Source organism: Xanthobacter sp. AM11, from assembly GCF_047444035.1.
Lineage (GTDB): Bacteria > Pseudomonadota > Alphaproteobacteria > Rhizobiales > Xanthobacteraceae > Xanthobacter.
The window spans coordinates 2,501,659-2,525,168 of record NZ_JBLAOA010000001.1; the positions used below are offsets into that span (position 1 = coordinate 2,501,659).

15 protein-coding genes, 1 pseudogene and 1 CRISPR repeat array are annotated in these 23,510 nt (G+C 67.3%); of the genes and pseudogenes, 12 read left to right on the plus strand and 4 right to left on the minus strand.

What is annotated here, in order from left to right; all coding sequences use genetic code 11:
* Window positions 1-281: 281 nt before the first annotated feature.
* The gene (locus ACI7BZ_RS11545) at window positions 282-449 is read left to right on the plus strand and encodes a DUF3309 family protein (RefSeq protein ID WP_149576689.1); all 168 of its coding nucleotides are present in this window, start codon (window positions 282-284) and stop codon (window positions 447-449) included.
* Window positions 450-530: 81 nt separating this feature from the next.
* Here ACI7BZ_RS11545 and ACI7BZ_RS11550 read toward each other — a convergent pair whose 3' ends face one another.
* Window positions 531-821: a response regulator gene (locus ACI7BZ_RS11550; RefSeq protein WP_414117298.1), complete on the minus strand. Its 291-nt coding sequence runs from the start codon at window positions 819-821 to the stop codon at window positions 531-533.
* On the opposite strand from ACI7BZ_RS11550, the gene ACI7BZ_RS11555 reads away from it, so the two are divergent.
* The 4 genes from ACI7BZ_RS11555 to nhaA all read left to right on the plus strand — a co-directional run bounded on the left by ACI7BZ_RS11555 (window position 813) and on the right by nhaA (window position 4,515).
* Window positions 813-1,373, plus strand: coding sequence for a hypothetical protein (locus tag ACI7BZ_RS11555; protein ID WP_414117299.1), 561 nt, complete (start codon window positions 813-815; stop codon window positions 1,371-1,373). The genes ACI7BZ_RS11550 and ACI7BZ_RS11555 overlap by 9 nt on opposite strands.
* 166 nt (window positions 1,374-1,539) lie before the next feature.
* Window positions 1,540-2,622 carry an SbmA/BacA-like family transporter gene (locus ACI7BZ_RS11560; protein ID WP_414117300.1) on the plus strand — a complete coding sequence of 361 codons (1,083 nt, stop codon included), beginning with the start codon at window positions 1,540-1,542 and terminating at the stop codon, window positions 2,620-2,622.
* Window positions 2,623-2,768: 146 nt separating this feature from the next.
* Window positions 2,769-3,095 (plus strand): hypothetical protein, encoded by a 327-nt coding sequence (locus ACI7BZ_RS11565; RefSeq protein ID WP_414117301.1) that lies wholly within the window; start codon window positions 2,769-2,771, stop codon window positions 3,093-3,095.
* Window positions 3,096-3,186: 91 nt separating this feature from the next.
* Window positions 3,187-4,515, plus strand: coding sequence for a Na+/H+ antiporter NhaA (gene nhaA / locus ACI7BZ_RS11570; protein WP_414119150.1), 1,329 nt, complete (start codon window positions 3,187-3,189; stop codon window positions 4,513-4,515).
* A gap of 35 nt (window positions 4,516-4,550) precedes the next feature.
* Here nhaA and ACI7BZ_RS11575 read toward each other — a convergent pair.
* A pseudogene (locus ACI7BZ_RS11575) lies at window positions 4,551-4,790 on the minus strand (transglutaminase N-terminal domain-containing protein); the annotation flags it as partial.
* Window positions 4,791-5,071: 281 nt separating this feature from the next.
* Here ACI7BZ_RS11575 and ACI7BZ_RS11580 point away from each other — a divergent pair.
* The 6 genes from ACI7BZ_RS11580 (at window position 5,072) to ACI7BZ_RS11605 (ending at window position 21,502) form a co-directional block, all read left to right on the plus strand.
* Window positions 5,072-5,284, plus strand: a complete 213-nt coding sequence (locus ACI7BZ_RS11580; protein WP_414117302.1) for a cold-shock protein — start codon at window positions 5,072-5,074, stop codon at window positions 5,282-5,284.
* Between the two features lie 360 nt (window positions 5,285-5,644).
* Window positions 5,645-6,001, plus strand: a complete 357-nt coding sequence (locus ACI7BZ_RS11585; RefSeq protein ID WP_414117303.1) for a hypothetical protein — start codon at window positions 5,645-5,647, stop codon at window positions 5,999-6,001.
* A complete protein-coding gene (locus ACI7BZ_RS11590) occupies window positions 5,976-6,239 on the plus strand; it encodes a DUF1488 family protein (protein ID WP_414117304.1) in 264 nt (87 codons plus the stop codon). Before ACI7BZ_RS11585 ends, ACI7BZ_RS11590 begins: the two co-directional genes overlap by 26 nt.
* A gap of 118 nt (window positions 6,240-6,357) precedes the next feature.
* Complete coding sequence (locus ACI7BZ_RS11595) at window positions 6,358-6,579, plus strand: hypothetical protein (RefSeq protein WP_414117305.1); 222 nt, start codon at window positions 6,358-6,360, stop codon at window positions 6,577-6,579.
* 184 nt (window positions 6,580-6,763) lie between these two features.
* A complete protein-coding gene (locus tag ACI7BZ_RS11600; RefSeq protein WP_414117306.1) occupies window positions 6,764-15,235 on the plus strand; it encodes a GH36-type glycosyl hydrolase domain-containing protein in 8,472 nt (2,823 codons plus the stop codon).
* A 57-nt stretch (window positions 15,236-15,292) separates the two neighbouring features.
* A CRISPR array of direct repeats spans window positions 15,293-20,686; the repeat unit is 32 nt; unit sequence GTTTCGATCCACGCCCCCGCATGGGGGGCGAC.
* A 207-nt stretch (window positions 20,687-20,893) separates the two neighbouring features.
* A complete protein-coding gene (locus ACI7BZ_RS11605; RefSeq protein WP_414117307.1) occupies window positions 20,894-21,502 on the plus strand; it encodes an amidohydrolase family protein in 609 nt (202 codons plus the stop codon).
* Here ACI7BZ_RS11605 and ACI7BZ_RS11610 read toward each other — a convergent pair.
* Window positions 21,462-21,704: a BrnA antitoxin family protein gene (locus ACI7BZ_RS11610; protein ID WP_414117308.1), complete on the minus strand. Its 243-nt coding sequence runs from the start codon at window positions 21,702-21,704 to the stop codon at window positions 21,462-21,464. The two genes, ACI7BZ_RS11605 and ACI7BZ_RS11610, sit on opposite strands and share 41 nt — an antisense overlap.
* Window positions 21,705-21,975: 271 nt before the next feature.
* On the opposite strand from ACI7BZ_RS11610, the gene ACI7BZ_RS11615 reads away from it, so the two are divergent.
* Complete coding sequence (locus ACI7BZ_RS11615; RefSeq protein WP_414117309.1) at window positions 21,976-22,620, plus strand: glutathione S-transferase family protein; 645 nt, start codon at window positions 21,976-21,978, stop codon at window positions 22,618-22,620.
* Between the two features lie 173 nt (window positions 22,621-22,793).
* Here ACI7BZ_RS11615 and trxA read toward each other — a convergent pair whose 3' ends face one another.
* On the minus strand, window positions 22,794-23,294 hold the full coding sequence (gene trxA / locus ACI7BZ_RS11620) for a thioredoxin (protein WP_414117310.1): 501 nt from the start codon (window positions 23,292-23,294) through the stop codon (window positions 22,794-22,796).
* Between the last annotated feature and the right edge of the window lie 216 nt (window positions 23,295-23,510).

Consider the following 23,510-nt stretch of genomic DNA (forward strand, 5'->3'; position numbering starts at 1 on the left):
CGGGATCGAGGAGGCGATGGGGCTGACCGACGCGCACGACCGGCCAGGCCGATGGCGGCCAGCCGCGGCACGGGAGAGTGCCTGGGCCGTGCGGGCGAAGCTGAGTAGTTTCCGAGCCTGCCGCCACGCTCTCGCGGAGCTAGAATGGTCTCGATACGGCGTGTCTGTGCAAGCGGGCCGCCTGACGCTTGGCGTGGCCTAAGGGCCTGCGAGCCAGAAAGTCTGGTGATCAGAACCGAAATATTTTCGTCAGTCGAAAAGTCAAACAAGGAGGCCTGAACGTGAGCACAATACTTTTGATCGTGGTTCTTATCCTGCTGTTCGGCGGCGGAGGCTATTACGGTTTCAACCGCTACGGCAGTCGCGGGCTCGGGGGCGTGCTCGGCCTGGTCCTGCTCATCATCGTCGTGCTGTGGCTCCTGGGTGGGCTCCAGGGACTGCGTCTCTGACGCATTGAGAGCCGGTCGAGACCAGACAGGGGGCGGCCCCGCGCCTTGCTGGGCTCGTGTGCCCGCGGGCCGCAGTTCCACTTACGGCGGGGAGATGCCGTCGATCATGCGTTGGATGGCGCGGGTAAGGACTTCGGGCCGAAATGGCTTCTCCACGACGACGGCAGCCGGCAGGGCCGCCTTGACGCTCGCCGGATCGCCGCTGACGAAGACGTGGGGCACCTTTCGGTTTCGACAGATGGTCTCGACCGCCGAAATGCCGCTGCCGTTCCGCAGGAACGCATCCACGATCAGCAGGTCCGGGTGGCAGCGCTCGGCCGCGGCGATTGCCTCGGCCTCGGTGGTTTCGACGGCGCAGACCTCATGGCCCATGTCTTCGAGTATTTCGGCGAGATGGACCCCGATCATGAAATCGTCCTCGACGATCAGAATCCGCAGCATCATATGCATTGTCCCGAAGCGATATGGCAGCCCACCCGCCGGGATTTTCGTCCCAACGCGACAAGCTCCACCAAGGTTCTGTGCATCAACATCCCGTTGGACGCCTTCCGGCTGATGCAACCCGGAGATCTACCGGCGGCAGAACGCCGCCGCCGGCAGGGCGCGGTCGCGGCAAGCCGCGGCGGGGGAACGCACCGTCTGCAGGGTGCACGCCGGATGGAAGAAAGAGCAGGGTCGGAAACTACTCACTCGCGCAGCGTCGACGCCCCCAACCCCGGCGCGACGAAAACGGTCGCGGTGCCACAGCGGACTGCCTCGTCACAAAGGTCGATCACGATGAACCGAAATATTCTCTACCTTGCCATCGGCGCGCTCGTGCTCGTCATCGCTGTCGTCGGATACCAGCTCTACAAGGAGCGGCAGAAGCCCTCGGGCATCGAAATCAATTTCGGCAAAAGTGGCATCTCCATCGAGGAAAAATAGCACCGTCACACAGGCGGGCGGTTTCCCCGAGGCTCGGCGTGGCTGAGCCACCAACCGCCCGCCGATGCGCCGCACTTGACCGGCGGGACGAGCATAGGTGAGGCTTGACGCGGGTCCCTTCAGCGCTGCTCTGTGGCGCAGGTCTGGCGTTTCCGGGATGGTTGCGATGTCCCTCGATCCGTACCTTCCCCCAGATCAAAGGCGCCTCCTCTATCGTTTCTGGGAAAGCGCATCGGGGTTCTGGCGCGGCCGCTCCGGCGGCCGCGCATGGCTTCTGGCGGCCGCGATGGTAACCACGGTGCTTCTGCAGCTTTGGACCCAGTATCGGCTCAATTTCTGGAATCGGGATTTCTTTGACGCCGTCGGCCGACGGGATGGGCTGGAACTGTGGAGGCAGGCGCAGCATTTCGTGCCGCTGGCTGCCGCCAGCGTTTTGCTTGCCATCGTCTCGGTCTGGGCACGCATGACAACGCAGCGCGAATGGCGCCGCTGGCTCAGCGGCCATCTTTATGACTTTTGGCTGGGAGCTGGGCGCTATCGCCGACTGAGATTCATGCTGGGAGAGCATCAGACCCCCGAGTATCGGATCGCCGAGGACGCCAAGGTCGCAACCGACGTCCCCGTGGATCTCGTGGTCGGCCTGCTTTCTTCGGTGCTCAACGCGATCACCTTCATAGGGGTCCTCTGGAGCGTCGGGGGCTCGCTCGTCATTCCCGCCCTTGGAACCCACGTCACCATCCCGGGATATCTCGTGCTCGCCGTCGTCGGCTATTCGGTGCTGGTCACGGCCGCGATGATGTTCATCGGGCGCCACCTGATGCGCGTCCTGGAAGAATGCAAGCGCGCCGAGGCGGACCTGCGCGCGGTCGGGGCTCATTTGCGCGAAAGCGGAGAACGACCTCTGCGTCCCGATGCGACGCAGGACGGACGCGGCGTCATCGGCGATGCGCTGGCGAAGGTGATCGCCCAATGGCGCGCCCTGTGCTGGCAGCTCATGCGGATGACGCTGGTATCGCAGACGAACCTGCTGCTGACGCCGGTGATCGGATTGTTGCTCTGCATGCCCAAGTACCTGGTAGGCCTTATGAGCCTTGGCGAGGCCGTCCAGGCCGCTGCGGCATTCACCATCGTGCAGGGCGCATTCAACTGGATCACGGACAGCTATGCCCGCCTCGCGGAGTGGAGATCCTCCGCCAACCGGGTCGCCTCCCTCCTGCTCGTGCTGGATCACGTCGACCGCTCCGAATAACCCGCGATCTCTTTGTCAGAAGACGTTTCCCAGAATCCCGCCACACGTCAAATTAAAACGGTCAAGCTAAAAGCCATTTTGCCACAGATCGAAAGCAGAAAGTGGATAAAATTGTAAGCCGGAACGATATGTGTTATGTATTCGCCATGAATGAGATCCACCAAATCAAACCGTTCGATGCCACGGAGATGGCGGCCGCGGTCGCTCGCTGGGAGGGGGAAGGCGGTTCTCTGATGCCCCGGCCCGAGGTCTCCTCGTCGGTCAGCGCCCTGACGGGGCTGGAGCGGCGCGTTCTCGAGCATTTGGGTGTAGCCGTGGTCAAGGAGTGGAACGTGCTGCCGACGGCGATTCAGCGCGCGCTCTTTACGAACGCCACCGCCAGCACGGGCGATCCAGCGCAGCTGAAGGCGCTCATCGCGCGTTTTCTACACCAGCATAAGGACGCCTCCGCCAGCATGACTGTGAAGACGTAGTGCGGCCCTGGATAGACGCGTTGCGATGCCGCGCGCGTTGTTGTGTTCGGCGTGTTCCGACGGTGAACCAAAAATGCACCGCATGAACAAGCTGACGAACGGCCTCGGGCGGCTTCCTCAGGAGCCTGCCGACCGCTTTACCAAACCGTTCATGCGCTTCCTGCGGATCGAGAGCATGGCTGGCGCAGCGCTACTGCTTGCCGCCATTGTGGCCCTGACGCTCGCCAATTCTCCCTGGGCGAAGCCGTTTCTCGCAGTCTGGGACACGCGCGTCGGGCTGGAAATCGGTCCGGTCAGCTTTTCCCGTTCCCTGCAGCATTGGATCAACGATGGTCTGATGACGCTCTTCTTCTTCGTTGTCGCCCTGGAGCTGAAGCGTGAAATCGTTCTGGGAGAACTGCGTGATCTCCGGACGATTACGCTCTCGCTCGCGGCCGCGCTTGGGGGAATGGCGGTGCCAGCCGCTCTGTTCCTCCTGCTGCAAGGTGGCAGTGATGGCTGGCATGGCTGGGGCGTGGTGATGGCCACCGATACCGCCTTCGTCATCGGCGCGCTCGCCGTGCTGGGCAACCGCATTCCCTTGAGCTTGAGGTTGTTCCTGCTGTCGCTGGCGATCTTTGACGATGTGGGGGCGATCCTGGTGGTGGCCATCGGCTATGGTGGGACCATCTCCTGGCTCCCCATCGCCCTTGCAGGAGCAGGATTTGCCCTGGTGGCGATCATCTCGCAGTTGGGAATCCGCTCCATCCCGGTCTATTTCGCCATCGGCGGAGCAATCTGGCTGGCGCTGGATTCGGGCGGCATCCACCCGACCTTGGCCGGCGTGATCCTTGGTCTCATGACGCCGGCCCGAAGCTGGGTCAGCGGCATTCGCCTGCATGCGATCTTCGATCGGGTGGTCGCCTATCCCCTCGACGAGCATTGGACCGGCGACAGCCAGGGGAGACAGGACCTGCAGCGGGCCAGAGTAGCCGCCCGCGAGGCGCTTTCACCCATCGAGCGCCTGGAAATGCTGCTCCATCCCTGGGTGGCGTTTGCGGTCATGCCGCTTTTTGCCCTGGCGAATGCCGGTGTGGGCATCGTGTCCGCCGAATTCCACCGCGGGCTCGCATTTGCCGTCTTTGCCGGCTTCGTCCTGGGCAAGCCTGTCGGGATCGTGATGTTCAGTGCGATCTCCGTCGCGCTGGGTCTGGGCAAACGTCCGGCGGAACTCTCCTGGGGCGTGCTGGCGGCGGGTGCAATGCTCACGGGCATCGGCTTCACCATGGCCTTGTTCATCGCCGAGATGGCGTTCGAGGGGGGACTGCTCACCTCGGCGAAACTCGGAATCCTGGCGGCGTCGATGGTCTCGGCCGCCGGTGGGCTGCTGACCCTGACATTGCTGACATCTTCCAGGCTGCCGCGCCCCATCCCGTCATGACATGAACGTTTACCAGCGTATCCCGGAAACGGCGCCGTGGCGACCGCATTGCCGAAAACATCCTGGGCCCAGTCCACCCTCGCCGCCGGGGTCAGCATCAGCTGATTCGACGTCACCCGCAGGTCGCGGTTTTCACGGGGGCGGAGCATCAGTCTGTGGAGCCCGAATATCACGGGCCGATGGAAGCGATAGGTGGTGATGTGGCGGATCTGAAGAGGGATCAAGGGCGCTCCGTGGGGCTCTGCCTCGGGTGAGGGTCTGGCAGGGCTGCGCAAACAAGAAGCGCACCTCGCTGGCCTGGGTCAGGTCGGCTCAAGAGGGGCTTCATTTACTTAGCATATGATAGATTTATTGCAGCGCTGAAGTGATTGATATATAAATAACGTTGCAAATCCGCGAATATCGGAGCATATTGATCGGGTCGATACAAAGTCAGATCACTTGGCTCTGCGCAGAGTTTGTTTTTGCGCCCATCCAGAAATTCTCGCCAGAAAATGCGATGTCGACCACCGGCCATGGGCTGGTGAGCTAATTATCAAAATTGAGAGGGTTTCCCATGACTGAGGGAACCGTGAAGTGGTTCAACGCCCAAAAGGGCTTTGGATTCATCGCCCCCGATGCGGGCGGCAGCGACGCCTTCGTCCATATCAGCGCCGTGGAGCGCTCCGGACTCGGTGAGCTGCGCGAAGGCCAGAAAGTGGGCTTCGAACTCGTCGCTGACCGCAAGAGCGGCAAGATGGCCGCGGACATGCTCAAGGATCTGAGCTGACCTTTTGGGCGGCATCCCGAGCCTTTCGGAAATGCCACCCCTGCGCCTCGTTCCGAATGCCGGCCGCGGATGTACCGGCGGCTCAGGTCGCGATGCGCCTCCCTGGCCCTGCAGGGCGCCCGACGCCTTGTGGCCCCTGAGGGTCGCAGGGCGTTTTTCGTCTCGCCTGCCGGATTTGCCGACGCGACCAAGATCTACCGACGCGACAAAGAGGAGGCGGCCATGGCCAAGGACAGATGCGCGGCAATCGCGAAGCCAAGAAGCCGAGGAAAATCAAAGTGCCTGAAGCGCCTGCGTCCGTCTTGAAGGGGGCGCCCGTATCCTTGGGTCCGCCCAAGAGGAAAGGCTGAGGAGGCCATAATGGATGTCCGAACCCGTGAAACCACGATTACTTTCGATCACCCCTTTCACCTGAGCGACGCCGACGGCGATCTTCCGGCGGGGACCTATCGGATCGTCATAGATGAGGAGCAGCTTCTCGGCCTCTCCTTCATTGCCTACCGGCGCATGGCGACGATGCTGCACACGCCCGCCCTCGCTGCGCCCCAAGGTCGAAACGAGTGCCTGTCGGTGAATGCGGCCGAACTCGATGTCGCCTTGTTGAAGGACCAGCAGAAGTCCGCAGGGGAGCCCGCCTCTCCTTCCGCGGCCGCGGCCGCTCTGATGGACGTGCCCCAAACAGGGAACTTCGATGCCACTGCAATTTCCCAACGCTAGCCGCGTCTTTGATCCGGTCAGGCGCTCCGTGACCTTCTGGGGGCATGATTCTGCCTTCGAGGTTGCGTTCCATCTGGACGGTGATGCCCTGAAGCGGTTCAAGTTCCCAGGGCGGACAGGACGAAGCGGCATCTCTGCGGACCTTCGACACGAACCGGCGACGGATCGAGCGCGTCGCAAGCGGCGTCTTGCGCGCCGGCGGCAAAGCTTCCACCGCCTCTCCGCGTCCGATTTCTAGGGCCGCACATATTGGCCTGCGTACCGGCTCTGTCGTGCGCAGAGCGCTGGACAGGCGAGTATGGCTCCACGTGCCCGGCGCTCCAAGTGCCCCAGATGAGAAAGGCGGTCCAATCGCCATGAACAAGGGCCTCGACATCGTTTTCCAGTCGCTCGACGCCGAGCACGTGCTCGCCCGCGTGATCTGGCGCGAGCGGGACAGCGGGGGCGGCACCGTCACGCTCGAGATTCCCGTTCGCAACAGCGCCGCCGCACCCAAGAGCACCGAGCAGCTCAAGGCGGACGCGCGAGCCCTGGCAATTCGGTTTGCGCGGGCCTTCGCCGACACAATCCAGGATTAGCCCGTTGCACCGACGATCATGAGACTGCGGGGCGTCGATGCGTTCGGCAGCGCTCCCGGCTCAGTCGATCGTGGGCGCGCCGCGTAGAAAGGTCCCTTTGCGCTCGCATCTCCTCCGCCCCTTCGGGCGCACGTCCGCGTCATCCCCCTGGGATGACCAGCCTGTCCGCGAAGAGCTCTTCGGCATGGAGCGGCTCGAAGAGCACGCCCGTAGCCTGGCCGAGGCGCAACCGGTGGAGCCGCGGCTCACCAAGGGGCATGCGCTTTCGGTCCGCCTCGCCGAGAATGGCGCTGTTCTGCTGTCGGCCTACCGCGCCATCGCCGCCGCCGTCGCCGAAGGCGGCGCCATCACCCCTTCGGCGGAATGGCTGATCGACAATTATCATCTGGTGGAAAAGCAGATCCGGGAGATCCGCTCCGATCTGCCGCCGGGATACTATCGTCAGCTTCCCAAGCTCGCCGCAGGACCCTTCGTCGGATATCCGCGCGTGTTCGGGGTGGCCTGGGCGTTCGTGGCCCATACCGACAGCCGCTTCGATCCCGAGATGCTGTCGCGCTATCTCACGGCCTATCAGGAGATCCAGCCGCTGACCATTGGCGAGCTTTGGGCGGTCTCCATCACCTTGCGCATCGTGCTGATCGAGAACCTCCGGCGCCTGGCCCAGGCGATCGTCGATGATCGTATCGCCCGGCGCGACGCCGATGCCCTGGCCGACCGCCTGCTAGGCGTCGGCGGCGGCCCCAGCCAGCCTGTTGCGACCGTGCTCGCCAATCATGAGCAGGACGGGCTCTACGATGCCTTCGCCGTGCAGTTGGTCCACAGGCTGCGCGACCAGGATCCCAGGATCACGCCCGCCCTCGTCTGGCTCGACCAGCGCCTGGCGGCCCGCCATACGACGGCCGACATGGTTGTCCGCGACGTGCATCGCAGCCAGGGCGCGGCGAACGTGACCATTCGCAACATCATCACCAGCCTGCGTCTGATCTCCGACATGGACTGGCAGGAGATGTTCGAGCGCACCAGCCTCGTACACGCCATGCTGGCCGCCGGAAGCGGCTATGACGCCATGGACTTTCCGACCCGCAATCTCTACCGGGACGCGATCGAGCAATTGGCGCGTGGATCTCGCCGCAGCGAGCTTGAGGTCGCCCGTCAGGCGATCGCCGCCACTGAACTGGCTCGCACCGAGCATTGCGACCCGGAGGGGCCCCGCCGCGACAGCGATGCCGGCTACCACCTGATCGGAGCCGGGCGGCGGGCGTTCGAACGCCAGCTCGGCTTTCGCCTGCCCATCGGCAGCATTTCCACCCACCTGAACCGGGCCTTCGGCATCGGCGGGTACGTGGGGGCAATCGCCATCGTGGCCGCGGTGCTGCTGGCGCTGCCGGTACTTGCACTGGCCACCGCCGGCATTGGCGCAGCACAGCTTGTTCTGCTCACCCTGCTCGGGACCCTGCCGGCTATCGATGCCGCGGTGGCGCTGGTCAATCGCGCCATGAGCTACGGCTTCGGGGCGACGGCGCTGCCGGCGCTGGAACTGCGTGACGGCGTTCCCTCGCATCTGCGGACTCTGGTGGCCGTCCCCACGCTGCTGACGAATGCCGCATCCATCGAGGAAAATGTCGAGCGACTCGAAATCCATCACCTGGCCAGTCCCGAAGGCGATCTTTATTTCGCGCTCCTGTCCGACTGGACCGATTCCGAGATGGAGCACGCGGCCGGTGACGACGCTTTGGTCGCCGTGGCCGCGGCAGGGATCGCCCGTCTCAACGCGCGCTACGGGCCCGCGCCGGGCGGCGCCCGGTTCGTCCTGCTGCATCGGCGGCGGGTCTGGAACGCGGGTGAGGCGCGCTGGATCGGCTGGGAGCGCAAGCGCGGCAAGCTTCATGAGCTGAACCGCCTCCTGCGCGGTGCCTCCGACACCACCTTCATGGACATCACAGGAGGCCCGTCGAGGCTGCCGGAGGACGTGCGCTATGTGGTGACGCTGGACGCCGATACGCGGCTGCCGCGCGACACGGTCCGCCGGCTCATCGGCAAGATGGCCCATCCGCTCAACCGGCCCCGCTTCGACGCGGCGGCGGGGCGGGTGGTGGAAGGCTACGGGGTCCTCCAGCCGCGGGTGACGCCGTCCCTGCCCATGGGCGAGGACGGATCTCTGTTCCAGCGCACCTTCTCCTCCATGAGCGGCATCGACCCCTACGGCTCGGCCGTGTCCGACGTCTATCAGGACCTGTCAGGGGAAGGCTCCTACGCCGGCAAGGGCATTTATGACGTCGATGCCTTCGAGGCCTCCTTGAAGGGCCGCGTGCCGGATTCGACCCTCCTCAGCCATGACCTCTTCGAGGGCGTGTTCGCGCGTGCCGGCCTCGCCTCCGACGTGGAAGTGGTGGAGGAGTTTCCCGCCCGCTACGACGTCAGTGCCCTGAGGCGCCATCGCTGGGCGCGTGGCGACTGGCAGCTTCTGCCCTGGATCTTCGGAAGCGGCCCCCAGCTCCCCGGCGCCACCCGGGGCTTCGGCGCTATCCCCGTCATGGGGCGCTGGAAGATGCTCGACAATCTGCGCCGCTCCCTCTCCGCGCCCCTGGCCGTCGCGGCCCTTGTCGCCGGCTGGACGCTACCCTTTGCCGCCGCGCTGTTCTGGACCGCCGTGGTGCTGTTCACCCTCGCGCTGCCCAATCTCATTCCGGTCCTCGCCGCCATCGTGCCCCGCCAGCGCGGCATCGCCATCTCCAGTCATCTGCGCGCCCTCCTGGGAGACCTGCGTCTGGCGGTGGTGCAATCCGTGCTCGCGGTAGTATTCCTTGCCCACGAGGCATGGCTGATGGGCGATGCCATCGCCCGCACGCTGTGGCGGCTGCGGGTCACCCGCAAGCATCTGCTGGAATGGGTCCCCGCCGCGCAGGCGAGCCTTGCCCGGCGGCTCGATCTTGCCGGCTCCTATCGCCGGATGGCCGGTGCCCTGGCCATCGCCGCCGTGGCGCTGCTCGTCGCGGTCCTCGCCGGACAGGGTGCCTGGCCGCTGGCGGCGCTGTTCGCCGCGGCATGGGTTGCATCGCCGGCCGTGGCGCGCTTCGTCAGCCGCTCACCTCATGCGGCGGACCAGCTGCAGATGTCCGAGGCTCAGGCCCGAACGCTGCGGCTGACCGCCCGGCGCACCTGGCGGTTCTTCGAAACCTTCGTGACCGATGCGGACCACGCCCTGCCGCCGGACAACTTCCAGGAAGACCCCGCGCCGGTGCTGGCGCGGCGGACGTCGCCGACCAATATGGGCCTCTATCTGCTGTCCGTCGCCAGCGCCCGCGATTTCGGATGGCTGGGAACCGGCGACGCCGTGCGCCGTCTGGAGGCGACGCTTCACACCATGTCCGGCCTGCCCCGCTGCCGCGGCCATTTCTACAATTGGTACGACACCGGCGACCTGCGCGCCCTCGATCCGAAATACGTCTCCACCGTCGACAGCGGAAACCTGGCCGGGCACCTCATCGCGCTCGCCAACGCGCTGCGGGACTGGAAGGCGTCCGCGCAGCCGATCACGCAGCGTCTTGCCGGGATCGCCGACGCTCTGGATCTGGCCCGCGAAGAGGCGGGCCTTCTTGCGGACGGGCGCCGCACCCAGATCGTGACCCTTCTGGACCTGGACGAAGCGCTCACCGCCCTCGCCGCGGCCGCGCGCCGGGCCCTGTCGGACGGCGAGGACATCTCCCGCCAGCTGGCGGATCTCGCCGCTGCTGCGGACACGATGATGGATATCGCGCGGGCCCTCGCCACCGAACGTGGCGACGCGCCGGGCTCGGACGTGCTGTTCTGGGCCCAGGCCAGCCTCGACGCGATCGCCAGTCACCGCCGCGATCTGGCGGATGCACCGACGGATGAATCCGGTCTGGGGGCCCGCCTGGCCGCGCTCGAGAATACCGCCCGGACCATGGCGCTTGGGATGGAATTCGGCTTCCTCCTGGACCGTGACCGCAATCTCCTGTCCATCGGCTATCTGGTGGCCGAGGGGACGCTCGATCCGAGCTGCTACGACCTTCTGGCCTCGGAGGCCCGGCTCGCAAGCTTCTTCGCCATCGCAAAGGGCGATGTCCCTGCCCGCCACTGGTTCCGTCTCGGGCGCTCGGTGACACCCATCGCCCACGGCGCCGCGCTGATCTCCTGGTCCGGCTCCATGTTCGAGTATCTGATGCCATCGTTGATCATGCGCGCGCCGGCCGGCAGCCTGCTCGACCAGACCAACCGGCTGGTGGTTCGCCGGCAGATCGACTACGCGGCCGGCATGGGGGTGCCGTGGGGGATTTCCGAATCCGCCTACAACGCCCGCAACCTCGAACTGACCTATCAATATTCCAACTTCGGCGTTCCCGGCCTCGGGCTGAAGCGGGGGCTCGGCGACAATCTGGTGATCGCACCCTATGCGACCGCGCTCGCCGCCATGGCCGACCCGATCGCCGCCTGCGCCAATCTCGCCCGGCTTCGCGAAGCCGGCGCCCGTGGCCGCTACGGCTTCTACGAGGCGCTGGACTTCACCGCGAGCCGGCTCCCGGCGGGCGAGAGCCGCGCCGTGGTGCAGGCCTTCATGGCGCATCACCAGGGCATGACCATCGTTGCCGTCGCCGACACGCTTCTGGGCGGCATCATGCGCGCGCGCTTCCATGCCGAGCCCATGGTCCAGGCCACGGAACTGCTGCTGCAGGAGCGCACGCCCCGTGACGTGGCGGTGGTGCGCCCCTGGTCGGCGGACGGGCTTACCGCGGCGCGGGTCCGTGATCTGGAGCCGCCCACCGGGCGCACCTTCACCTCCGCCCGGCAGGCGTCGCCTGCCACCCATCTGCTTTCCAACGGACGCTATGCCGCCATGCTCACGACCGCGGGCTCCGGCTACAGCCGCTGGGGGGAGTTCGCGATCACCCGCTGGCGCGAGGATGCGACCTGCGACGATTTCGGTTCCTACGTCTTTGTCCGCGACGTGCACAGCGGGGAGGTCTGGTCGTGCGGCTTCCAGCCGAGCGGCGTCGAGCCGGCGGCCTATCATGTGACCTTTCACGAGGACCGCGCGGAATTCATCCGCCGCGACGGCACGCTGGAGACGGCGCTGGACGTGCTCGTCTCCGCCGAGGATGATGCGGAGGTCCGCCGCGTCTGCCTGACCAACACGGGCAACCGCATACGGGAACTGGAAATCACCTCCTACGCCGAGCTGGTGCTGGCGCCGCAGGCCTCCGACATCGCCCATCCCGCCTTTTCCAAGCTGTTCGTCGAGACGGAATACCGCGCCGACATCGGCGCCATCCTCGCCACGCGCCGGCGGCGTGCCCCGAGCGAGCCGGAAATCTGGGCCGCCCATTTCAGCGTGCTGGAAGGCGAAGCCGTCGGCACGCCGGAGATCGAAACCGACCGTGCGCGCTTCCTTGGTCGGGGCCAGGGTGTCAGCACCCCCATCGCAGTCATCGACGGACGTCCTCTGTCGAACACGATCGGGACGGTGCTCGACCCCATCTTCGCCCTGCGCCGGCGCGTGCGGATCGAACCGGGCGGCATGGCGCGTGTCGCGTTCTGGACCGTGGCGACGTCCACCCGTGACGCGCTGCTGGACGGCATCGACAAGCACCGGGACGCGGCCGCCTATGGCCGTGCGGCAACCCTCGCCTGGACACAGGCGCAGGTCGAACTCTACCACCTCGGCATCACGGCCGGCGATGCAGCCACATATCAGCGCCTCGCCGGCTACGCGCTCTATGCTGCGCCGACGCTGCGCCCCGCATCGGACACGATCCTGCGCGGCAGCGGTCCGCAATCCGGCCTCTGGGCGCAGGGCATTTCAGGCGACCTGCCCATCGTGCTCCTGCGCATTTCCGACATCGACAATGTCGACGTCGCGCGGGAATTGCTGAAGGCGCACGAATACTGGCGCATGAAGCAGCTGGCGGTCGATCTGGTGATCCTGAACGAGCGCCAGTCGTCCTATGTGCAGGATCTGCAGATCGCGCTCGAAACCCTCTCGCGGACCAGCTCGTCGCGGCCCCCGGCTGGGCGGGACAGCCCCCCGGGGCGGATCTTCGTGCTGCGGGCGGATCTCGTTTCGGCGGACGTAGTCTCGCTTCTGTCCTCCTCCGCCCGCATCGTGCTCGTGGCGCAGCGCGGCAGCCTTGCTGAGCAGCTCGATCGGATCAGCCAGACGGAGAGCGCCGCGAAGGGGCGTCCCAAACCCCTCGCGGCGGCGCCAGAGTCGCCGCCGATGGTGCCGGAGCTGGAGTTTTTCAACGGGCTTGGCGGCTTCGCCGACGACGGGCGGGAATATGTAACGGTGCTCGGCCCGGGGCGGTCGACGCCGGCGCCGTGGATCAACGTCGTCGCCAATCCCGCATTCGGCTTCCAGGTGGCCGCCGAGGGCTGCGGCTCCACCTGGTCCCAGAACAGCCGGGAAAACCTGATCACGCCATGGTCGAATGATCCGGTCACTGACCGGACCGGCGAAGCCTTCTACCTGCGGGACGATGAGACCGGCGCCGTCTGGACGCCCACCGCTTTGCCCATGCGCGACGAGGCGGCCACCTACGTGGCCCGCCACGGCCGGGGCTACAGCGTCTTCAGCCATGCAGCCCGTGGCATCGCGAGCGAGCTTATCCAGTTCGTGCCCGTCGAGGGATCCGTCAAGATCTCCCACCTCACGCTGCGCAACCTGACAAACCGCCCGCGCCGGCTCTCGCTCACCGCCTACGCGGAATGGGTGCTCGGCCCGTCGCGCTCCGCCACGGCGCCCTTCGTGGCGACGGCCATCGACAGCGAGACCGGGGCCCTGTTCGCCCGTAATCCCTGGAACGGCGATTTCGGGTCGCGCGTCGCCTTCCTCGACATGGGCGGACGCCAGACCGACTGGACGGGCGACCGCCGGGAGTTCATCGGGCGAAACGGCACGCTTGCCGACCCCGCGGCGCTCAGGCGGCCCGCTCCGCTGTCCGGGTTGACGGGCGCAGGCCGCGACCCCTGCGGGGTCATGCGGTCGACCGTGACTCTGCTCCCGAAAGCCAGCGCCGAGATCGTCATCCTCCTCGGTGAGGGATCTGATGCGCCGGAGGCCCGCGAACTGATCGCCCGGTTCCGTGCCGCCGACCTGGACGCTGTCCTCGCCGAAGTGACCAAGGGCTGGGACGATATCCTCGGCGCTGTCGAGGTGCGCACGCCGGACCGCGCCATGGACATCATGCTGAACGGCTGGCTGCTCTACCAGTCGCTGGCCTGCCGGGTGTGGGCGCGCTCGGCGTTCTATCAGGCGAGCGGTGCCTACGGCTTCCGCGACCAGCTCCAGGACGGGATGGCCCTTGCCCCGCTCCGTCCGGACATGACGCGCGCGCACCTCCTGCGGGCCGCCGCACGGCAATTCGTCGAAGGCGACGTGCAGCATTGGTGGCTGCCCCATTCCGGGAGGGGCGTGCGCACCCGCATTTCTGATGATCGGGCCTGGCTCGCCTATGCCGCCGCCCATTATGTGAAGGTGAGCGGCGACCGTGGCATCCTGGACGAAACGGTGCCCTTCCTGGAAGGCCAGAGGCTCAATCCGGGCGAGCACGAAGCCTTCTTCCCGCCCACCGTTTCCGACGAAGCCGCCTCCCTGTTCGAGCACTGCGCCCGCGCCCTGGACGAGAGCCTCGCGCTGGGCGGCCACGGCCTGCCGCGGATCGGCACCGGCGACTGGAACGACGGCATGAACCGCGTGGGCCAAGGCGGGGAGGGCGAGAGCGTCTGGCTCGGCTGGTTCCTGCACGCGGCGCTGACAGCGTTCGTCCCCCTGGCAGACGCAAGGGGAGAGGATCTGCGCGCTGCGCGATGGCGCGCCCATGCGGAGGGGCTTGGCGCTGCGCTCGACCGTGCGGCGTGGGACGGGGAGTGGTATCGCCGCGCCTTCTTCGACGATGGCACTCCGCTGGGCTCGGCCATGAACCAGGAATGCCGCATCGATTCCATCGTGCAGTCCTGGGCGGTGCTGTCGGGCGCGGGTGATCCCGCGCGGGCGGTCCGCGCCATGGCGGCCGTGGAGCGGGAGCTGATCCGGCCAGGGGAGGGACTGGCGCTGCTGTTCACGCCGCCCTTCGACAAGACGCCGCTCGATCCCGGCTACATCAAGGGCTATCCGCCGGGCATCCGCGAGAATGGCGGCCAATACACCCATGCGGCGCTTTGGTCCGTAATGGCATTCGCAGCCCTGGGAGATGGCGACAAGGCCGCGGCCCTGTTCTCCATGCTCAATCCCATCAGCCACGCGCGGACCCGCTCCGACGTCCTGCGCTACAAGGTCGAGCCCTACGTGCTCGCCGCCGACATCTATGCCGAGCCGCCCCACGCGGGCCGCGGCGGCTGGACCTGGTACACGGGCTCGGCGGGCTGGATGCAACGGGCGGGGATCGAGAGCATCCTCGGGTTACGCAGAGAAGGGGATATGCTCCGCCTAGATCCCTGTATTCCGCGAGACTGGCCTGAATTCGGTCTCACGATCCGCCATGGCGCAGCGCGATATCGCATCACAGTGGAAAATCCGCAAGGTGTGAGCCGGGGCATTGTGTCCGCCACGCTGGATGGGGCCGCACTGCCGGTGAACCCGCTGCTCATCGCTCTGGATAATCGGCCTGCAGATCATCCCATCCGCGTTACGCTTGGGTGAGACGTGCTGTCCTGATGTCACGTCCAGCCTCTACGCAATGGCGAGCTGGCTCAGCCAGTTTCGATCCACGCCCCCGCATGGGGGGCGACAGGCTCGTGGTGTCGGCCGCACCGGTGAGCCCCATGTTTCGATCCACGCCCCCGCATGGGGGGCGACTGGTCTCGAACGGCATGGCGAAGGTGCGCCCCATGTTTCGATCCACGCCCCCGCATGGGGGGCGACGTGACCCGGCCGGAGTGAGGAGAAAGATCATGAAGGTTTCGATCCACGCCCCCGCATGGGGGGCGACTCGTGGGGACCTCGTTCTCCTCGGCGACCCAAATGTTTCGATCCACGCCCCCGCATGGGGGGCGACGACGATGACCTTACGTTCGCGCTCACTGCCGTGGACGTTTCGATCCACGCCCCCGCATGGGGGGGCGACCCGACCGCCTCCGGCGTCGGCGGTGATGCTGTGGGTTTCGATCCACGCCCCCGCATGGGGGGCGACGTCAGCACGCCGGCCGGGTCTTCTTCCTTCACCTTGTTTCGATCCACGCCCCCGCATGGGGGGCGACAAAGCGCCGCGCCGCCTCGCCCAGGTCCTCGATGTTTCGATCCACGCCCCCGCATGGGGGGCGACATGCGCGCGCTCAACTGGCGCCTGACCGGCGCCGTTTCGATCCACGCCCCCGCATGGGGGGCGACGCCGTCACCGAGGTCGACGAAGGTGGGGCGCAGGTTTCGATCCACGCCCCCGCATGGGGGGCGACCCTGCGATGGCGGCGCGTGGGCATTGCGCCTGCATGTTTCGATCCACGCCCCCGCATGGGGGGCGACCCTTGATCTGCGCGTGGTTGACGAGCTTGTCGAAGTTTCGATCCACGCCCCCGCATGGGGGGCGACTTCGGCAGCAGCACCTGCGTCGCCTTCACGTCGATGTTTCGATCCACGCCCCCGCATGGGGGGCGACCCGTACTCCGCATAGGCCTGCCCATAGCGCCCGCAGTTTCGATCCACGCCCCCGCATGGGGGGCGACGGTTGGCCGAAGCGCAGAGTGCGCAGCAGCGCGTGTTTCGATCCACGCCCCCGCATGGGGGGCGACGCGCCGCGGCCGCTGATGACGCCGTGGAGAAGGCGTTTCGATCCACGCCCCCGCATGGGGGGCGACCATATGGCAACGGGGTGCTGCTCTATCGCCATGGTTTCGATCCACGCCCCCGCATGGGGGGCGACTGAAGCGCAGCGCGCCGCCGCCAAGGTCGCCGCGGTTTCGATCCACGCCCCCGCATGGGGGGCGACCCTCGCCCTTGACGATGGCGGACGCCGCGCCGGAGTTTCGATCCACGCCCCCGCATGGGGGGCGACGGCGCCAGGGCAAAGCGCCCGCGGGCGGCCCCATCGTTTCGATCCACGCCCCCGCATGGGGGGCGACCCGCGGCCTGTGCGGCCTCAGCCGCGGTGTTGGGGTTTCGATCCACGCCCCCGCATGGGGGGCGACCTCCATCGGCGGGGCGGTGTTGCGAAAGAGGTTGCAGTTTCGATCCACGCCCCCGCATGGGGGGCGACATGATCATGGGCAGCGGCAATGAGCGCGAGCTGCCGTTTCGATCCACGCCCCCGCATGGGGGGCGACCGCTCACGCTCTCGCCGAAGCCCTCGCGCTGCATGTTTCGATCCACGCCCCCGCATGGGGGGCGACAGCGACAGGATATCGTTGATGGCGTTCTTCATCGTTTCGATCCACGCCCCCGCATGGGGGGCGACACCCGGTATAGCTGACCTCGCGCGAGCGGCTGATGGTTTCGATCCACGCCCCCGCATGGGGGGCGACCTCCGTGGTCCACCACGCCAACGCCGGCGGGCTGTTTCGATCCACGCCCCCGCATGGGGGGCGACCTCCGCTCACGCGACCTTCGGGGGGCTCCTCGTGTTTCGATCCACGCCCCCGCATGGGGGGCGACGACCGCCAGTTCCTGTCCTGCATCCTCGATGCGGTGTTTCGATCCACGCCCCCGCATGGGGGGCGACACGGGCCGTCGACTGCTTCACACCCACCGGCATGTTTCGATCCACGCCCCCGCATGGGGGGCGACCAAGCGGAGGCCCGCGCGAGGCGCGTTGGCAAGCGTTTCGATCCACGCCCCCGCATGGGGGGCGACCACCCTCCGCCACGCCGCGACATAGGCGCCAAGAGGTTTCGATCCACGCCCCCGCATGGGGGGCGACGGCGTCGTCGTTCGGGTTCGCGATGATGAGAGCGTTTCGATCCACGCCCCCGCATGGGGGGCGACGTTTTGGGCAGGTCCTTCCGATCAAGGAAGACGACGTTTCGATCCACGCCCCCGCATGGGGGGCGACCACCCGGTCCTCCCAGGCCCCGTAGAGGGCGGGAGTTTCGATCCACGCCCCCGCATGGGGGGCGACCGCGCCTCTGCGGCGCCCTCCCGCTCAGCGGCGCGGTTTCGATCCACGCCCCCGCATGGGGGGCGACAACCTCCAGGACGGCGGCGCGGGGCAGCGCGGCGTTTCGATCCACGCCCCCGCATGGGGGGCGACATGCGAAGGGGTGAAGGCCGATGACATCCGAGGTGTTTCGATCCACGCCCCCGCATGGGGGGCGACTGCGTCCGTCCGGCGCGAGGAAAACCAGATCTCGGGTTTCGATCCACGCCCCCGCATGGGGGGCGACGTGGTCGATGCGCTCAAGATGCTGAACGATCTTGTTTCGATCCACGCCCCCGCATGGGGGGCGACGGCCGATGGCTTCCAGCGCAGCGCTGGGGTCGTGTGTTTCGATCCACGCCCCCGCATGGGGGGCGACCACTGGACGAGACGCGACCTTCTCCACCCGCGCGATGTTTCGATCCACGCCCCCGCATGGGGGGCGACAGAGCGAGGCGAAGGTCTGGGCACGTGCGGTGGCAGTTTCGATCCACGCCCCCGCATGGGGGGCGACGACGTGTAGTGGGGCTGCCAGGGGCCGATGTCCCAGTTTCGATCCACGCCCCCGCATGGGGGGCGACAATTGGCCATCGGCAAACGAGCCGGCCACCAAGGTTTCGATCCACGCCCCCGCATGGGGGGCGACCTGACCGTGGTGCAGGAGCCCGACATCCTCAATGTTTCGATCCACGCCCCCGCATGGGGGGCGACGTTCCACTCGATCACATGGTCCGTCATCGCCCCAGTTTCGATCCACGCCCCCGCATGGGGGGCGACACGAGCGGCGGGGGTGGCGGGGGCGGTGATGTGTTTCGATCCACGCCCCCGCATGGGGGGCGACACGGCGTGCCGCCGGAGTTGATCTCGGCATACCAGTTTCGATCCACGCCCCCGCATGGGGGGCGACGCCATCGCCATGTTCTTCTGGTTCACAGCTGCAGCGTTTCGATCCACGCCCCCGCATGGGGGGCGACCGCAGATCCGGCTATCGCTTCCCGATGCCACCACACGGTTTCGATCCACGCCCCCGCATGGGGGGCGACCGGACGATGCGGTCGCCCTGGCGCGGGCGCACCGCGTTTCGATCCACGCCCCCGCATGGGGGGCGACAAGTGCCTGAGCAGCCCGCGCATGCGGGCGTGGCGTTTCGATCCACGCCCCCGCATGGGGGGCGACGCTTCGCCTCGATCCGCTCGCGCCGCGCCTTGCGGTTTCGATCCACGCCCCCGCATGGGGGGCGACCATGGCGGCAGACAGCTACTTGCGCGCCGAAGAGTTTCGATCCACGCCCCCGCATGGGGGGCGACGCCGAGCTGTTCGCGGAATATGTGGTGGTGGAGCGCGTTTCGATCCACGCCCCCGCATGGGGGGCGACCAGGATCGAGCGCCCATCCAAGCCGAAGCCTAAGGTTTCGATCCACGCCCCCGCATGGGGGGCGACTGCGTGCTCATTTGGATGGCTCCTCGTCCCATAGGTTTCGATCCACGCCCCCGCATGGGGGGCGACTCCACGAGCATGATCCAGACGTCGCGGTCCGAGGCGTTTCGATCCACGCCCCCGCATGGGGGGCGACTTGTCGGGCAGGATCACGACGTCGGCGCCGGCGAAGTTTCGATCCACGCCCCCGCATGGGGGGCGACGGCCCGGCCCCGCAGAAGTGGGCCGAAATGCTCCAGTTTCGATCCACGCCCCCGCATGGGGGGCGACGGCCCGGCCCCGCAGAAGTGGGCCGAAATGCTCCAGTTTCGATCCACGCCCCCGCATGGGGGGCGACTGTACGCCTGCTCGTCCGCGCTGAGGTGAAGTCCGTTTCGATCCACGCCCCCGCATGGGGGGCGACAACGATCGTCACCAAAGGCGAGTTCGCGACCATGTTTCGATCCACGCCCCCGCATGGGGGGCGACGATATGGAAGAGATAGCCCAATACCTCGGGCATGTTTCGATCCACGCCCCCGCATGGGGGGCGACTGGCTTTCAGCGGCCCAGCGAATCGCACCCGCTCGTTTCGATCCACGCCCCCGCATGGGGGGCGACGCATCACGAACTCGACCTCAGGGGCATCGGTCATGTTTCGATCCACGCCCCCGCATGGGGGGCGACCGCCGCGTCACCCGCCTCGCCCAGATCCGGGTTGTTTCGATCCACGCCCCCGCATGGGGGGCGACAACAGGCGGGCGACCACAGCGACAAGGTCGGCCCAGTTTCGATCCACGCCCCCGCATGGGGGGCGACCCCGTTCAGCGTGACGGAGCCAAGCACCTCGCCCAGGTTTCGATCCACGCCCCCGCATGGGGGGCGACGCCAAGAGCGACCTCGCTCCCCCGCTGGCGCTCGTGTTTCGATCCACGCCCCCGCATGGGGGGCGACGCGCAGTGCCCACGAGGCCCACCACCGAGAGGTCGGTTTCGATCCACGCCCCCGCATGGGGGGCGACGCGGGCCGACGATTGCTTCACGCCAACAGGCATGTTTCGATCCACGCCCCCGCATGGGGGGCGACGCGCACCGAGGAATAGGTGGCGCCGACAAAGTCGTTTCGATCCACGCCCCCGCATGGGGGGCGACAAAGCGCCGCGCCGCCTCGCCCAGGTCCTCGATGTTTCGATCCACGCCCCCGCATGGGGGGCGACCAGGAGGACGCGGGCGACCACGCCCCCCTCGATGTTTCGATCCACGCCCCCGCATGGGGGGCGACTCGCACGGCATGAGTTGGAATGCAACTACTAAAATGTTTCGATCCACGCCCCCGCATGGGGGGCGACCCGTGTAGTGGGGCTGCCAGGGGCCGATGTCCCAGTTTCGATCCACGCCCCCGCATGGGGGGCGACCCGGCGCGCCGCCGTGGGGCGGGTTGCGTTTGCGGTTTCGATCCACGCCCCCGCATGGGGGGCGACCTTGATCTGCGCGTGGTTGACGAGCTTGTCGAAGTTTCGATCCACGCCCCCGCATGGGGGGCGACGAGGCGCTGGCCATAGAGGGCGCGGGAGCACGCGTTTCGATCCACGCCCCCGCATGGGGGGCGACCAGTTGATGATGCTGGATACGTGCCTGGAGGGATCAGCGGCACACGCTTCGAGTCGGCACGCTCGCGAGTCTGCTCGAAGGTAAATGGCGCCTGCTCTTCATTGAACCCGGCGACGGACGCGCCCTCATCCACGCGCGGAAGTAGCGGCTCGCTGTCAGTCAGCCCGAGAGTGACGATCCGGTTGAAATCGTCCGGCGAGAGCGGACGTGGACATCGACATGCATCTGGACTTCGGCACCGATCCGTCGGCGCTGGATCTCGAATATGTGTGCGCCCTCACCGAGCGCCATGGCTGGGGCGGGCGGGTGGCGGTGGGGCATGTGACCAAGCTGGCCTACGTGCCGGCCGATCGCCTCGCGGCCCTGGCCGGACGCATGCGGGATGCGGGCGTGGCGCTCACCGTGCTGCCGTTCACCGATCTCTTCCTCATGGGCCGCGACCGCGATTTTGCGAAGACCCGCGGGGTCACGCCGGCGCACCTGTTCCTGCGGCACGGGGTGAACTGCTCCCTCTCCACCAACAACGTGCTCAACCCCTTCACCCCGTTCGGCGACTGCTCCCGGCTGCGGATGGCGAACCTCAACGCCAACATCTGCCACGTGGGCTCGGCGCAGGACATGATGCAATGCTTCAACATGGTGACGGCGCGGCCCGCCCGCCTGCTGAACCTGCCCGACTGCGGCCTGGAGCCGGGCAAGGCGGCCGATTTCGTCATCATCGACAGTCCCTCGCCGCGCGATGCGGTGGCGGAGCTGCCGCCGGTGCGGGCGGCCTTCAGGATTTCGTTTCGACGAGCTTCCGCAAGGCGTCGTTGATCCGCTCCTGCCACCCGGCGCCGCCGGCCTGGAAATGCTCCAGCACCTCGCGGTCGATTCGCAGGGAGACGAGGCTCCGGGCGTTGGGAATCACCGGCGCCTTGGGCGGGGCTTCGATCGGCTTCGTCGTGGCCGACTTGAAGGCCGCTTCGGCCGCATCTCGCACCGAGCTTCCGGTTCGGCGAATGGGCGGTCTTGGCATCGGTCGTTGTCCTCGCTCGTCTCGTGCGGCCTCGGCCGGATGCCCTGGCCCACCCTGTTCTCGGCAACGGACGAAACAGGTGCCGCGGGGAGGCGGGGCGGATGGCGGCTGCGTGATGCGTTGTCGCGCTCGGGCGCGACGCGTCGTATGTCCTGTCAGTGCAACGGATCATCCCGAGCGTCAACCCGTGCCGTCCGTCCGGCACCTGCGGGCGCCCCATGGCATGCGCCGGACCGGCAGCGGTGTCACGCTTCTTGCTTGCCGTCATTCCATGGCACTGAAACTCTACATGACCCCCGGCTCCTGCTCCACGGGCATCCACATTCTGCTGGAAACCCTGGAATTGCCCTTCGAGGCCTGGATCATCAACATTCCGGCGGGGGATCACCTGCGGCCGGACTATCTGAAGATCAATCCGAGGGGCACCATCCCCACCCTCGTCCTCGACGACGGGCGCGCCTTGACCGACTTCAGGTCCATCGCCCTTTGGCTCGCGCAGACCTATCCGCGGGGCAAGCTCCTGCCGGAAGATGCGGAACTGGCGGCGCGCGCGGTGGAACTGCTCGACTTCGCCTTGGTGCAGCTGCATGGCGAGGGCTTCACGCGCATCTTCACCGCGGAACGCTATGTGGCGGCGAGCGGGGCGCCGGGCGGGCAGCAACTGAAGGACGACGTGCAGGCCCATGGCCGGGAGATCGTGAGCCAGGCCTTCGAGCTGCTGGAACAGCGGATGCCGGCGGAAGGCTATGCGGTGGGGCCGCACTTCTCCATTGCCGACGCGGCCTTGTTCTACAACGAATTCTGGGCCGACCGGACCGGCCTGCCGCTGCCGCCGCGGGTGGGCGCACATTACCGGCGGGTGCGCGCCCGCCCGGTGGTGCGTCAGGTTCTGGCCGAGGAGGGATATCGCACCTGACCGGGGCCGGCCGTGCCGTGCCGGGTCCGCCGATGGGCCGCCTTCTGGCGCGGTCCCGACAATGGCGTGTTCTCATTGCGCCACGCCCGGCGGCGGCAGGGCGCCTTTGGGCCTGACATTTGCACGCTGGCATCCCGGCGCCGCCCGCCGCAGAGAAGCCGCGGCCGGGCCGGCTATGGCCGCGGCGTTGCTGCCCCGGAGGTGTCCTGCGCCTTGGACAGGGCATCATAAAGCCAGCGCCGCAGGTCGGCCGCGAACATGGCGCCGGCCACGCGGGCAACCTCGCGGTGCGCGTGGATGAAGCTGAGGGTGGGGATGGAGCTGATGCGGAAGTATTCGGCCAGCTCCCGCTCCGCGTCGGTGTCCACCTTGGCGAAGCGCACATGGGGTTCGAACTCGGCGGCGAGCGCTTCGAACACGGGCGCCATACTCTTGCACGGCCCGCACCAGTCGGCCCAGAAATCGATGACGAGGGGAACTTCGCTATGAGCGGTGTGGGCGGTGAAGCGCGCGGCGGTGAGGGCCATGGGCCGCCCGGTGAAGAGCAGCCCGCCGCAGGCGGTGCAGCGGGCAGCCTTGGGGTCGGCCTCCGGCACCACCACCGTGGTGCTGTCACAGGTGGGGCAGGCGATGGTGCGTCCGGTCCGCACCGCATCGGTCGTGGGGTTTGTCATGGCTGCAATGCATCCGGCGCCTGATGTGATCCTTAGAGCACGCGCCGATCAGCTTGCACCGCAAGCTGGTCGGCGCGTGCTCTATCCTCAAGTGAGAGGGCGATTGACCGATCAAATTGAGTCAATTTGATCGGATCGCGCTCTAGCGCCCCGCGACGCAAGAAGCGAACCAGCACCCGGCGCCGCGCCGCCGGCTTCCGTCCCATCCCCCAGGCG